This is a genomic window from Bacteroides sp. NGMCC 1.200775, from assembly GCF_040798045.1.
In the GTDB taxonomy this organism is placed as follows: Bacteria; Bacteroidota; Bacteroidia; order Bacteroidales; family Bacteroidaceae; genus Bacteroides; species Bacteroides hominis.
Genome location: NZ_JASCQK010000006.1, coordinates 258,460 through 272,644, shown reverse-complemented (window position 1 = coordinate 272,644; position 14,185 = coordinate 258,460). Strand labels below are relative to the sequence as shown.

Sequence of the window (14,185 nt, the reverse complement as noted above, 5' to 3'; positions counted from 1 at the left end):
ATACTACTTATTTATTTATAGATATTAGTGGACCTCTTCAAAGTCAGCATCCTGAACGTTATCGTCTTGTTTGCCGTTATTTTGTCCAGCATTAGCCTGACCTGCGTTCATATCCGGACCAGCCTGCGCACCACCTTGCGCACCACTCTGAGCGTACATTTCAGCACTTGCAGCCTGGAATGCAGTATTCAGTTCGGCCATAGCGCTATCGATAGTTGCCATATCCTGAGCCTTGTGAGCATCTTTCAGTTTCTGAAGAGCTGTTTCGATCGGGGCTTTCTTATCTGCCGGCAACTTATCACCCAGTTCCTTCAACTGAGTTTCAGTCTGGAAGATTAAACTGTCAGCCTGATTCAACTTGTCGATCTTCTCACGTTCTTTCTTATCTGCTTCTGCATTAGCCTCAGCTTCTGCTTTCATCTTTTCGATCTCTTCTTTGCTCAAACCGCTGGAAGCCTCGATACGGATAGCCTGTTCCTTACCTGTAGCTTTATCTTTAGCAGATACTTTCAAGATACCGTTGGCGTCAATATCAAATGTAACCTCGATCTGAGGAACACCACGGCGTGCCGGAGCAATGCCAGTCAGGTTGAACTGACCGATTGATTTGTTCTGTGCAGCCATCGGACGCTCACCTTGCAAAACATGGATGGTGACCTCGGTCTGATTGTCGGCAGCAGTAGAGAATGTTTCGCTCTTACGTGCAGGAATTGTAGTATTAGCGTCAATCAATTTAGTCATAACACCACCCAGAGTTTCGATACCCATTGACAACGGAGTTACATCCAACAAGACCACACCTTTGATTTCGTCAGTCAGTACAGCACCTTGAACAGCGGCACCTACAGCTACTACCTCATCCGGATTAACACCCTTTGAAGGAATTTTACCGAAGAAATCTTCAACCAACTTCTGTACAGCCGGAATACGTGAAGAACCACCTACAAGAATTACTTCATCAATATCTGAGTTACTCAAACCAGCATCTTGCATTGCTTTCTTACAAGGTTCAAGACAAGCCTGAATCAGATTGTGAGCCAAAGATTCAAATTTAGCACGAGTCAGAGTCTTAACCAAGTGCTTAGGTACACCACCTACCGGCATGATATACGGCAAGTTGATTTCAGTACTTGTAGAAGAAGACAGCTCAATTTTAGCTTTTTCAGCTGCTTCTTTCAAACGCTGCATAGCCATCGGATCCTGAGTCAGGTCAGCACCTTCGTCATTCTTAAATTCCTGAACCAACCAGTCGATAATTACCTGGTCAAAGTCATCACCACCCAAGTGAGTATCACCGTTTGTAGAAAGTACTTCAAATACGCCACCGCCGAATTCCAGAATAGAGATATCGAATGTACCACCACCTAAGTCGAATACGGCAATCTTCATATCTTTGTGAGCCTTGTCGAGACCATAAGCCAACGCAGCTGCTGTCGGTTCGTTTACAATACGTTTCACTTCCAGACCGGCAATCTGTCCGGCTTCTTTTGTGGCCTGACGCTGTGAATCAGAGAAATATGCAGGAACAGTGATTACTGCTTCTGTTACTTCTTGTCCCAGGTAATCCTCAGCTGTCTTCTTCATTTTCTGCAGAATCATTGCTGAAATTTCCTGCGGAGTATATAAGCGTCCGTCTATATCTACACGCGGAGTATTATTATCACCCTTCACCACTTTATAAGGTACACGTGCGATTTCTTTCTGCACCTGATCCCAATTTTCACCCATAAAACGTTTGATAGAGAAAACTGTACGGGTAGGATTCGTGATAGCCTGACGTTTTGCAGGATCACCCACTTTACGTTCGCCACCGTCTACAAATGCTACAATGGAGGGAGTTGTACGTTTACCCTCACTATTTGCTATTACTACAGGTTCGTTTCCTTCAAATACAGAAACACAAGAGTTTGTAGTTCCTAAGTCAATACCAATAATTTTTCCCATGATCGTTATTCTTTTATTTATTATTATTTCAGTTTCTTTTGTCCGGTTATTCCCGCACCCCCTTCAGGAGTTTGTCTCAAACGGACGACTATAAAAAAACAAACCTTGTGCCAAAAGGTTGAGTAAGATGGAAAGTGACAGGATTCTGACAGAAAGTCAGATTTTGACATTTTCATGTCACCCAAAGGATGAAAAAGAGTCAAAGTTACAGGGAAATAAAATAATAATTCCCCGCCCTGAAACGGACGAGGAATTATCGTTGAGATGAAAAAAGAGAAAGTAATATCTAAAACCTTTCAATCCACTCTCCAGGTATGGTTATGCGAAAACATCCCATAGTATGAAAACGGATTATTATGCGTATTTCTGTTTCCGAAGTATCGAGTTCGCCCACCAGTCCATTTAAAGAACCTCCGGTGACACGAACCATAGGAGCCGGTTCCGGACAATCAGGTATCCACTCCACAGCAGTATCTATATGAGAAAACAATAATTGATAACTGTTCACCTGCCATTCCGGTATCCGATATTCCCATATATTTTGAGGAATAATTAATCCTTGTATTCCGGACAACTGCAAAACATCAGATTCTGAAGCCCAGATAAGAATGCAACGAGTTATCTGTGGTAACAATGTTTCCTTGGGACGGCCCTGCCATTGATAAGTAATTTTCCGCAATGGAAGATAATTCCGTACTTTTCGTTGATCCAGTTCTTGTTTTACACGTTGCTCTGCCCGCGAAGCTGTAAAAGCAAGATACCAATGACATGACTGTTTCTCCGCCATTTCGGGCTTTTCATTTATATTCATCTATCTCTTATTTTGTTAAACTCACCATAGAAGCAACCATTGCAGCAATAGAAGCCATGGAACTACTCATGCCTGCTGCTCCGGACACAGTAGCTTTTTTCCGTTCTTCTTTAGTGGGAACGATTATTTCACACCCGGGCTCAATGGCATTTGCCGTATTGTGTCTTAATCGGGAAACAGTGCCATTCATATATACAACATAGGCACGTCGCTTCAAGGCCCGGTTGCCAAAGCCGCCGGCTTGACCTATATAATAATCAATTCCACTTCCTTTTTGATAAAGAACCGTATTGGGATACATCACAGCTCCGGTTATGGTCACAGTACTGACATATTTAGGAATAAAAAGTACATCTCCCTCACGCAACACCAAATCTTCATCGGACTTTGGTTTTGCTAATGCTTTTTCAAGTTCAATACCTACTGAATAAGTCTGATCGACTTCCAGAGCAGCCAAAGATACCGAATCTTTTCCGGTTCCCTTAACAGCAAACCGGACTGCATCTTGTTTTTGCCGGATTTCATCAGCTGTCATCCTACGCATCAGGCGTGCACCTTTTACATAGGCATCTTTCGACAATCCTCCGGCCTTAGCTATCAGATCACTCAACCGTTCATTCCTTTTAGTCAGCGCATAGTTGCCTGTGAATATTACTTCTCCATCAACCGTCACATTCGCCTGTTTCTGATAGCCCGGGCTTCTACGTATAAAAACCATATCATAAGGTTCCAATTCAAACACCCTCTTTGCTCCTATCAATAGGCCATTCTCCAATTCAACCGTAAAACTTTTCCCTATTACAGAAGAGGAAGAGGTGCTTTTAGCATCTTTAATACGCCGCGATACATCGATACGAACCGTTGAAGCTGATTCCAACAGACCACCGGCTTTTAAAATCAGATCCTGGATAGTCATATTTTTAGCAAAAGGAAAATATCCCGGATTTGCCACATCGCCATAGATAGCCAATGTTCCTTCCTTTTCCAGTTCCCGGATACTCGATATATAAAGTACATCATTTTTTTGAAGGGGTAAATCAGGAATACTCCCCTCCATCAGTTTCCTCAAATCAACAGGAATCATTTCATGTGACAGATCCTCACGCTCTCGCTTAAGCAACGCTCTATTAAGAAAAGCATCCCCACGAAGCCCTTCGGCCTGACATATCAGTTGTTTTATAGTTCCTGTCAAACTGTCCAGTTGATACATACCGGCACGATATACTGCCCCACGAACTTCCACTTTATTAGAGAAACGATCTAATACCGCCTCTACGGAAACTTCATCATCATCAGTCAGAATAAAGTTTTCATAATCCACTTTATCTACATTATATATTTGCTTCTCTCTTCCGCTACGACGCAATAAACGAACCGTATTCCGATAAGCATCCCCTGTAAAGCCGCCTGCATAGTTGATTAAGGTAGCCAGAGACTCTCCCTGTTTCATCTCATAAATCATCGGTCGTTTCACTTTTCCTGAAATACCGACCAGATTCTCATAAGGAGAGACCAGAATCACATCTCCTTCCGACAAACGGATATCATCTGCCAGTTTTCCCTCCATTATATATTTATATACATCCACATCAGCTACCTTTTCACCGTTCCGCACGACTTGAATCGTACGCAAGCTGCCAATTCGATTGACCCCTCCAGCCCGATACAAAGCATGAAACACTGATGCAAAAGCAGATAACCGATAGGTACCGGGAACTTCAACCTCCCCCATGACATTGACCATAATGGAACGTATCTTTCCTAATGTCACCTTGATATGTACCGATTCTCCGGAGATAGCTGCATAGATTTTACTAAATTCACGCCGTAGATGCTGCTCGGCCTCCTGCATGTTCAGACCACTCAGGTAAATAGGACCGATGTTCTCCACCACAATACTTCCTTCGGGAGAGATAGTCTCTCTTACCGTATTTTCCGAAGTTCCCCATATATCAATTATCACTTCATCTCCCGGTCCTAACATGTAGTTTTCTGGAGTAGGAATATTCAGATTAGGTTCAAATGACAAGTTCCGACTTGCAAATATATTGCGTCCAAAAACCTGAGTTTGTTCGCTCTGTCCTACTACTTTTTGCAGCTCTTCCTGTTGAGCCCTTACCCATCCAATAAATAAAAGAAACAGTAAAAAGACTAATACTTTCTTGCCCATTTTCCTAAGTTATTCTATAAGATTATTTTTCTTCTTAAATCTCCGAAAATCATAAAGTATCCATATCAGACAAGCAAGCAGTCCTAATATTACACTTCCAAGAATCAATCCTAATAAAATCATAGTAGTTAGCTTTTAATATATTCTCAATAAAACACTCTTATTATCAACGTATTATATCTAAAAAAATGTGTTTTTAAACGTACGTTTAAAAACACATTAAAAACAAGTGATTCGTTAAAGGGAAAGATTTATAAAATCATAGAGATAAAATGAAAAGAAAAAGAACAGACATTGATTTGAGAATGAGGTTATTTCAATAACAATGAAAGTTAAAATGAAGTCTTTTTATTAAACACTTTGTGTATTTAAATATTAGCTTTATCTTTGTGAACAAATAAACGTACGTTTAAAAACACATTTTCATCGGCTTTCCCTTTGCTCGTATTTACGGCATTTTCCTTATTAGGCAGACCTATAATCCGGAATAATCCTGTATTTTTGCACCACGACTAATCAATATTTAAAGTATGATGAACCGATCTTCTTTTATTCTTTTTGTACTAATATCATTTCTGCTCACTGCTTGCAAAGAAAAGCAGAAAGCAACACTCACTGTCGAAGAAGGTGTTTCGGCCCCTCTTTCATATGCAGAAGGATTCGGAATAACACATTCTCCTGAATACACTACAGTAACAGTATATAATCCCTGGAAACCGGGAGAGACCTATGATATCTATTATCTTGTGAAAACCGAAGATCAGCCTGTCCCTGCCAACGGTCACAAAATAGTGATCCCACTAAAAAGTATTATGACCAACTCAGCTACTCATTTGGGGTTTCTTGAACTTCTGGGGGAATTGCATAAAGTGACAGGGGTGTGCAACTCGGCCTATATTTACAATCCTACCATTCTGCAAGGTGTCAAGGAGGGTAAAATAAAAGATTTGGGCGATGCTTTCAATCTGGACATAGAAAACTTACTTTTATTACACCCACAGGCCGTAATGACTTCTGCCTACAATACCGAAGACGAAAACAGCCGACGTATGAAACAAACGGGATTGCCGATCCTATATAATATTGAATGGCAAGAAAAATCTATTCTGGGACGTGCAGAATGGATTAAATTTGTCGGAGCCCTTTTTGACAAAGAAGCATTGGCTGACAGCATTTTCGGGCAAATAGCAAAACAATACAATGAAGTAAAAAAGAGTGCCGAGAAATTTTCATATGCGCCTTCTATACTTTCCGGGCAAGATTACAGGGGAACCTGGTCTATGCCGGGAGGAAGAAGCTATAGTGCACAACTCTTCCGCGATGCAGGTGCCAATTACTATTATGCCAACGACACAACAGCTTCCGGTAGTATATCCAGCAGTATTGAAGAAGCTCTGATACATTTCAACCAAGCTGACATATGGGTAGGCGTACAAGCCAATACTTTGGAAGAGTTGGGACGAATGGACTCGAAATACAAACTATTCAAATCATATAAAGACGGCAATGTATACCATATAAACAAGCGGGCAAATGCTACTGGTGGAAACGACTATTGGGAAAGTGGAGTAGCTCGTCCGGATCTATTATTGAGTGATATGATCAAGATCGTTCATCCGACACTATTGCCTGACTACGAGTTAACTTACATGGATAAATTAAGAAGTGAATGAAAAACTACCGGCTGTTTTTATTATTAATCATATTATTAGTCATTGCTTTCATGGCAGATATTGCTATTGGAAGCGTCAACCTCTCCATACGAGACGTATGGGATACACTTACCGGAGGCAGTGATAATCTTATCTATCGTGAAATTATCATCAATCACCGACTTCCCAAAGCATTAACAGCTATTTTAGCAGGAGCATCACTTTCTGTTGCCGGAGTATTGATGCAAACTCTGTTTCATAACCCACTGGCCGGTCCTGACGTATTGGGAGTAACTTCCGGCGCCAGCCTGGGAGTAGCCTTACTCACTTTAGGCACTTCTTCGCTTCCTTTATGGCTTATAGCAGGATGGGGGCAAGTGACAGCTGCTATCATTGGGGCTATAGGAGTTTTATTATTGGTAATAATCGTTTCTATCAAAATACCTCAGACTGTCTCTCTGTTAATTATAGGCATGATGTTCGGCAACTTTGCCGGTGCCATCGTCAGTATCCTGCAAAGTATGAGCAATCCGGATACTCTCAAGCTTTTTATTACCTGGACCTTTGGCAGCCTCTCTTCAGTGGGCTGGGAACAGATGAGTGTGATGGCCCCTGTCATTGCCTGTGGAATTCTGACTGCATTGCTCTTGCAAAAGCAACTCAATATTTTGTTGTTGGGAAAAAACTATGCCAACGGATTGGGAGTCTCTGTGATCAGATTACGCCTTTGGATTATTCTGGCCACTGCACTTTTGGCCGGAACTTCGACGGCTTTTACCGGTCCTATAGCCTTCATAGGCATCACCATGCCCCATGTAGCCAGAGGATTGTTTGGGAGCCCTAATCACCGTATTATTCTTCCGGGCTCCATACTGTGTGGTGCCATTACGCTGTTAATTTGCGACTTAATTTCTCAAATGCCCGGAATGCAGGGTACATTACCTATCAATGCAGTAACTGCTTTGTTTGGCTCTCCAGTAATCGTTTGGATCATATTCCGCAACTCATATCTAAAATAAGAAGAACCATTATTATACTAAACCTTAGTTAAAAGATACAGAGAAGGGTGTCCCACGTGGGACACCCTTCTCTGTATCTTTTAACTAAGGCACTACTATTTTTTCACTAATACCATTACCAATGTTCCGTCTGCGTTATACAAACCAATTCCACCACCGGACAATACATCAAATGATTTCACCTCATTGATAGCCTTCATCACTTTACTTTCTACCTCCATGTCCGGACAAGCCATCATAGTAGAAATAACATTTGGGAAAGAAATAGAACGAGGATTTTCTTTATCAGTTTCAAATCCTCCATTAATCAGATTACATCCGGCATTTCCATGAATAGATTTCTTTTTAATGTCAAAACTGATAAAAGGCTGCTTCTCCATACCGGAAGGGATAGCCTCACCATTCACTTCCTCTATTTTCCATTCACCGTTCAGTGCAGACAACTTCACCGTAGATACTTTCTTCTGAAGGACAACTACCGGGCGACTGGAAGCATTACAAAGAGCCATGTTCTGTTTACCCAGTTTTTTATAACTCTTTACCTGTCCCAATGCATTCAGTACATTTTGTTCCGTTGTCATATCAGGACAAGCCATACGAGTACTTCCCAAACGACTCATATCAATAGTACCGGGTTTTGAATTTAGATCTATCGAACCCATCATACGATTACAGCCGCTGTTACCATATACTTTTCCAGTTGCTGTATCAAAACCGATAAACGGCAATTCCTGATTCTCTGCCGGAACAATAGCTGAACCGTTCACTTCAATAATGTTCCATTCACCATTTAAAGATGATAAAGAAGCGGTCTCTTTGGTTGAACCACAAGATGACATTGCGAATGCTGCACCTGCCATGCAAATTGAAAACAATACTTTTTTCATTGTTATACTATTTAAGTTAAATATTGGCGCAAATATAGATAAAAAATAATATAAAGTTGATACATTTGTCGAATTAAGATAAACAGAACAGACATACGAATAGTTCAACAAACAATATACAATCATGAAAAGACGTATCAGAACCTTATTACTCCTCCTCTTGACAGTCGCTTCGGCGGCAATTGCACAGAAAGATTATTCCGTACCCCTCGCTTCCCCCTTGGCTCCATCGGTTGATGAAGAAACGAATTTCATAACAACGTATTTTCCGATGAAACAATTATGTAAGTGGACACCTGGAATAAAATTTATGTTTATTCCGGATAGTGGTGACGAATTCATCCCCATATTTTATTGTTACGAAAACGGGAAAGAAGTAGTTAACGACTTACTCAAAAATAAAACTGTAGAATATGTAGGATCAGAAGAAACAGAGCATGAAACATATATCGGTAAAATATATACTTCACGTTTCATTTTTGAATGTGAAGGTAAAAAATACTATTATGAAATGAAAGATACCAAACTAAACGATCTGTGTGATAAAGATCCTCGTGCCGGTATCAACGGGCTCGTCTACCTGCAAGATATAAATACTGCCAAAGAATTATTGATTGGAAAAACACTTTATACCCGGACTACCATAGTAAAAGTAGATGATGTCAGCAGTTACTCCGGATACAGAGAGGTCAGCATTCCCAAAGGCGAACCCGTAAAAGTCATAGCAATAAGTATTGGTAGCAAAGCTTTTCCTGTGAGAATTGTTTTTACTGACAGTGAAGGGAACACCTATTATATTGACGTAGCCATGTCCAGAACAAATTCCTGTATGGAACCTGAAGATTTTCAAGCAGAAAAAAGGATGAGCTACTTCCCCAATGCATTTTCTTTTACCAATCCGGACATTAAAGCCAAAGAGTCCATTCAATCTAAATATATCGGACAAGCCGTTTATCCCTTAAAAACAATACGAACAAAACAAGCAGATTTACTGCGTTATACTCCCCTACAAATCAAAGATGTGCAACCTGAAAAAACAGGAACGTCAGTTACACTCCTACTGGCAGATGTTTTGGGAACAACATACCGAATAAAAGTAGATTTGAGATATGACCCTATCCTTAGAAATGAAGATTTCATCGAAAATCTTTTTGAATTTGCCAACATACGAAAAAAATATCCGAACATTAGCGAAGCCAACTGGTTAATGCTTGCTAAAGGAGAGGTAAAACCGGGTATGACAACCGAAGAGTGTAAGTTGGCAATCGGCGAACCTATCGAAATCAGAGCCCGGACCGACTCTCGTTTTGAGACATGGTTATACAGAGGAAAAATACTGGAGTTTGAAAATGGTATCTTGCTTCGCGCCAAATAAAGAAACTTAAATCGGCGAATATTCTGAAATAATGCCGTATATTTGTTCCATCAACAATTCTTAAATTCTTAATTTAAAATTCTTAATTAAAGAAATGGGTAGAGTTCTTATTATCGGTGCAGGCGGTGTAGGTACCGTTGTAGCACACAAAGTGGCACAAAATGCCGATGTATTTACTGATATCATGATCGCCAGCCGCACGAAGTCAAAATGTGACGACATTGTGAAAGCCATCGGCAACCCCAGCATAAAAACAGCCCAAGTGGATGCTGATAATGTAGACGAACTGGTAGCACTATTCAACGACTTCAAACCGGAAATGGTTATTAACGTTGCTTTGCCTTATCAAGATCTGACTATCATGGAAGCCTGCCTGAAAGCAGGTGTAAACTACCTGGATACCGCTAATTATGAGCCTAAAGACGAAGCTCACTTTGAATATAGCTGGCAATGGGCTTATCACGAACGTTTCAAAGAGGCAGGTCTGACTGCTATCTTAGGTTGTGGATTCGACCCAGGGGTAAGTGGCATTTATACGGCATATGCTGCCAAACATTATTTCGATGAAATTCAATACCTGGATATAGTAGATTGTAATGCCGGAAATCATCACAAGGCTTTTGCTACAAACTTCAATCCGGAAATCAATATCCGTGAAATCACCCAAAACGGACGTTATTATGAAAACGGACAATGGGTAACCACCGAACCCTTGGAAATTCATAAAGACTTGACTTATCCGAATATAGGTCCTCGCGATTCATACTTGTTATACCACGAAGAGTTAGAATCACTTGTAAAACACTTTCCAACTATCAAACGAGCACGTTTCTGGATGACATTCGGTCAGGAATATCTGACTCATCTACGTGTGATTCAGAACATCGGTATGGCCCGCATCGACGAAATCGATTACAACGGGCAAAAAATTGTTCCTTTGCAATTCTTGAAGGCCGTGCTACCTAATCCTCAAGATCTGGGTGAAAATTACGAAGGGGAAACCTCTATCGGTTGCCGCATCCGTGGCTTAAAAGATGGCAAAGAACGTACCTACTATGTATACAATAACTGTAGTCACGAAGCAGCATACAAAGAAACTGGTATGCAGGGAGTAAGCTATACCACAGGTGTCCCGGCCATGATTGGTGCCATGATGTTCTTCAAAGGCGAATGGAAGCGACCGGGTGTGAATAATGTGGAAGAGTTTAATCCGGATCCGTTCATGGAACAATTGAACAAACAAGGTCTGCCTTGGCACGAAGAATTCGACGGAAACCTGGAATTGTAATTAACATAATAATATGTCAATTGGCTATATGCCACCTTGTGGTAAGCTGATTGACATAATTTATACATTGGGAAAATCATCAAAGATGAATATAGGAGATAAAGCCCCTGAATTGCTGGGTATCAATGAAAAGGGAGAAGAGGTACGCCTCAGCAACTATAAAGGAAGAAAAATCGTCCTTTATTTCTACCCCAAAGATAGCACTTCCGGCTGTACGGCTCAGGCTTGCAGCCTGCGTGATAATTACGCAGAATTGCGTAAGGCCGGATACGAAGTGATCGGTGTTAGTGTAGACAATGAAAAGTCACATCAAAAATTTATTGAAAAGAATAATCTGCCATTTACCTTGATTGCCGATACTGATAAAAAATTAGTAGAGCAATTTGGAGTATGGGGAGAGAAAAAGCTATATGGCCGTGCCTATATGGGTACTTTACGCACTACTTTCCTGATCAATGAAGAAGGAGTCGTTGAACGAATCATTGGTCCGAAAGAGGTAAAGACCAAAGAACACGCTTCACAAATTTTATAAATCGATCATTATGGCAAAGAAAGAAGACGAGTTAAATTTTGAAACAGATAATAATAAAATGGCATCAAGCGAAAAATTAAAAGCCTTACAGGCTGCCATGGACAAGATAGAGAAAAGCTTCGGTAAAGGTTCTATCATGAAAATGGGTGAAGAAGTGGTAGAACAAGTAGAAGTAATTCCTACAGGTTCGATTGCACTGAATGCAGCATTAGGCGTAGGCGGTTATCCCCGCGGAAGAATAATTGAAATTTATGGTCCGGAATCATCCGGTAAAACCACACTGGCGATCCACGCCATTGCAGAAGCACAAAAAGCCGGTGGAATTGCCGCTTTCATTGATGCTGAACATGCCTTTGACCGTTTTTATGCGGCCAAGCTGGGAGTGGATGTAGATAATCTGTTTATCTCTCAACCGGATAACGGAGAACAGGCACTGGAAATTGCAGAGCAATTGATCCGCTCTTCAGCCATCGACATCATCGTAGTGGACTCCGTAGCCGCCTTGACTCCGAAAGCAGAAATAGAAGGAGACATGGGCGACAATAAAGTAGGTTTGCAGGCTCGATTAATGTCTCAGGCATTACGCAAGTTGACATCAGCAGTGAGTAAAACCCGTACGACTTGTGTTTTCATCAACCAATTGCGTGAGAAAATCGGTGTAATGTTCGGTAATCCCGAAACAACAACCGGTGGCAATGCATTGAAATTCTATGCTTCGGTACGTTTGGATATCCGCGGTTCACAACAAATAAAAGACGGTGAAGAAGTGATTGGTAAACAAACAAAGGTCAAGGTTGTGAAGAACAAAGTAGCCCCTCCTTTCCGTAAAGCAGAATTCGATATCATGTTTGGCGAAGGTATATCACATTCTGGAGAGATTATTGATCTGGGAGCCGATTTAGGAATCATCAAGAAAAGTGGTTCATGGTATAGCTATAACGACACGAAGCTGGGACAAGGTCGCGATGCAGCTAAACAGTGTATTGCCGATAATCCTGAACTCGCTGAAGAACTGGAAGGATTAATCTTCGAAAAACTGAGAGAACACAAATAACTCTAATCAATAGATAACGATTGGCTGTATTTCATTGAATGACAGCCAATCGTTTATCATATATCAATTCAGAGAATTCCGTTTTTCCAATGCCAACGGATAGTACTTATCCAGTAACATCGCCCACTCCGCTATAAGTTCAATTGGCATTCTCTGACCATTTTCATCACCAGACTCTGCAAATGTCCTTATCCGATCATCCAATGTAACCAAGCGCCGTATCTCCGGTTCTCTCTCACCTAATACCTCTACAATAATATCCAATTTCGTAATTTCACTTTCACTCATAGTATTTCATTTTAATTAAGTCATTAAAAGTACATCCTTTTCATCAAATATCTTCATATTACTTGCTCTTTTTTCTCTTTCTTTGTAACATAATTCGTCCCGTTACGTCTTACAAATATAAACATTGACAAAAACGAATCCATGGATGCTGAGAGTTTTAAAAAAGAGTTTCTGCCTTATCACCGCAAACTGTACCGTGTAGCTTACCGACTACTGGAGAATTCAGCCGATGCGGAGGATATAGTGCAAGAAGCCTACCTGAAGCTGTGGGATAAGCGGGAAGGACTGACTGTTATTAGTAATCCGGAAGCATTTAGTGTCACTTTGGTAAAGAATATGTGTTTTGATTTGCTCCGCTCAGGAAAGTACATATTGTCCCGACAAACCGTAGAACTGTCTGCCGTTCAGGATATTTCCCAGTCGGACAACCTGGAAGTACGCGAAGGCGCACGACAGGTAACAGATATCATAGCCCACTTACCCGAACAGCAGCAACGGATCATAAACATGCGCGATATCAAAGGCTGTTCTTACGAAGAGATAGAACAAGTTACCGGATTGAATTCTATTAATGTTCGTGTACTGCTATCACGAGCAAGGAAAAAGATACGTGAAGAATTTAATAAATGGAATAATTATGAAAGTCGAAGAAATTGAAAGGTTGCTCGCCAAGTTTTATGAGGGGACTACTACCGAGAGCCAAGAAGAGGCGCTGAGAGATTATTTCAGAACAACGGAAGTGCCCGAACATCTGCTGAAGGACAAAGAAATCTTTCTTAACCTTTACTTAAACGCAGATCATGATGTGGAAATTCCTGCATATTTGGAGGACAAACTAAACTTGTTGATTGATGAAATGGCCGAGAAAGAACAACGCTTCTTCCGCCCCAACAGTTCCAAGAACAATTGGCGCTGGATTGGAAGTATAGCAGCCACTATACTATTACTTGTCGGTCTTGGATATGGTATCGACAATCTGGGTAAAAATGTGTGTCCACCTACACCGCAAGACACGTTTTCTGACCCGGAAGAAGCCTATCGAATGTTTCAGGCGACATTACTGGAGATTTCCGTTAACCTGAACAACGGGTTCAATGAAGTGAAGGAAAGCCAAATTGACATGAGAAGAATACATCAAGAAGTAAAAAACGAAATAAAAAAATAA

The 14,185-nt window shown here is 41.0% G+C and carries 13 protein-coding genes; 8 read left to right on the top strand and 5 right to left on the bottom strand.

Annotated elements, in window-relative coordinates; translation table 11 throughout:
- Positions 1 to 24 precede the first annotated feature (24 nt).
- The 3 genes from dnaK to QK890_RS16620 form a co-directional block, all read right to left on the bottom strand.
- The gene (gene dnaK, locus QK890_RS16630) at positions 25 to 1,944 is read right to left on the bottom strand and encodes a molecular chaperone DnaK (RefSeq protein ID WP_032540870.1); all 1,920 of its coding nucleotides are present in this window, start codon (positions 1,942 to 1,944) and stop codon (positions 25 to 27) included.
- A 286-nt stretch (positions 1,945 to 2,230) separates the two neighbouring features.
- Positions 2,231 to 2,755, bottom strand: a complete 525-nt coding sequence (locus QK890_RS16625) for a UpxY family transcription antiterminator (protein ID WP_032540871.1) — start codon at positions 2,753 to 2,755, stop codon at positions 2,231 to 2,233.
- Between the two features lie 7 nt (positions 2,756 to 2,762).
- Positions 2,763 to 4,925 (bottom strand): SLBB domain-containing protein, encoded by a 2,163-nt coding sequence (locus tag QK890_RS16620; RefSeq protein ID WP_186993138.1) that lies wholly within the window; start codon positions 4,923 to 4,925, stop codon positions 2,763 to 2,765.
- A gap of 533 nt (positions 4,926 to 5,458) precedes the next feature.
- Between QK890_RS16620 and QK890_RS16615 the strand changes: the two genes are divergently transcribed.
- A complete protein-coding gene (locus QK890_RS16615; protein WP_032540898.1) occupies positions 5,459 to 6,598 on the top strand; it encodes an ABC transporter substrate-binding protein in 1,140 nt (379 codons plus the stop codon).
- Entirely contained in the window at positions 6,595 to 7,596 is a 1,002-nt protein-coding gene (locus QK890_RS16610) for an iron ABC transporter permease (RefSeq protein ID WP_005809813.1), read from the top strand. The genes QK890_RS16615 and QK890_RS16610 overlap by 4 nt, the downstream gene beginning before the upstream one ends.
- 95 nt (positions 7,597 to 7,691) lie before the next feature.
- Here QK890_RS16610 and QK890_RS16605 read toward each other — a convergent pair whose 3' ends face one another.
- Positions 7,692 to 8,483: an META domain-containing protein gene (locus QK890_RS16605; protein WP_005809815.1), complete on the bottom strand. Its 792-nt coding sequence runs from the start codon at positions 8,481 to 8,483 to the stop codon at positions 7,692 to 7,694.
- A 124-nt stretch (positions 8,484 to 8,607) separates the two neighbouring features.
- On the opposite strand from QK890_RS16605, the gene QK890_RS16600 reads away from it, so the two are divergent.
- The 4 genes from QK890_RS16600 to recA all read left to right on the top strand — a co-directional run bounded on the left by QK890_RS16600 (position 8,608) and on the right by recA (position 12,732).
- Positions 8,608 to 9,858: a hypothetical protein gene (locus tag QK890_RS16600; RefSeq protein WP_032540873.1), complete on the top strand. Its 1,251-nt coding sequence runs from the start codon at positions 8,608 to 8,610 to the stop codon at positions 9,856 to 9,858.
- Between the two features lie 94 nt (positions 9,859 to 9,952).
- Complete coding sequence (locus QK890_RS16595) at positions 9,953 to 11,146, top strand: saccharopine dehydrogenase family protein (RefSeq protein ID WP_005818807.1); 1,194 nt, start codon at positions 9,953 to 9,955, stop codon at positions 11,144 to 11,146.
- Between the two features lie 85 nt (positions 11,147 to 11,231).
- Complete coding sequence (bcp, locus tag QK890_RS16590; RefSeq protein ID WP_005775939.1) at positions 11,232 to 11,678, top strand: thioredoxin-dependent thiol peroxidase; 447 nt, start codon at positions 11,232 to 11,234, stop codon at positions 11,676 to 11,678.
- A gap of 10 nt (positions 11,679 to 11,688) precedes the next feature.
- The gene (gene recA, locus QK890_RS16585; RefSeq protein ID WP_005775938.1) at positions 11,689 to 12,732 is read left to right on the top strand and encodes a recombinase RecA; all 1,044 of its coding nucleotides are present in this window, start codon (positions 11,689 to 11,691) and stop codon (positions 12,730 to 12,732) included.
- A gap of 63 nt (positions 12,733 to 12,795) precedes the next feature.
- Here the strand turns inward: recA and QK890_RS16580 are convergent, their stop codons facing one another.
- The gene (locus QK890_RS16580; protein WP_005809822.1) at positions 12,796 to 13,020 is read right to left on the bottom strand and encodes a hypothetical protein; all 225 of its coding nucleotides are present in this window, start codon (positions 13,018 to 13,020) and stop codon (positions 12,796 to 12,798) included.
- 141 nt (positions 13,021 to 13,161) lie between these two features.
- Here QK890_RS16580 and QK890_RS16575 point away from each other — a divergent pair, with 141 nt between their 5' ends.
- Positions 13,162 to 13,677: an RNA polymerase sigma factor gene (locus QK890_RS16575; protein ID WP_005775936.1), complete on the top strand. Its 516-nt coding sequence runs from the start codon at positions 13,162 to 13,164 to the stop codon at positions 13,675 to 13,677.
- Positions 13,658 to 14,185: a hypothetical protein gene (locus QK890_RS16570; RefSeq protein ID WP_005775935.1), complete on the top strand. Its 528-nt coding sequence runs from the start codon at positions 13,658 to 13,660 to the stop codon at positions 14,183 to 14,185. The genes QK890_RS16575 and QK890_RS16570 overlap by 20 nt, the downstream gene beginning before the upstream one ends.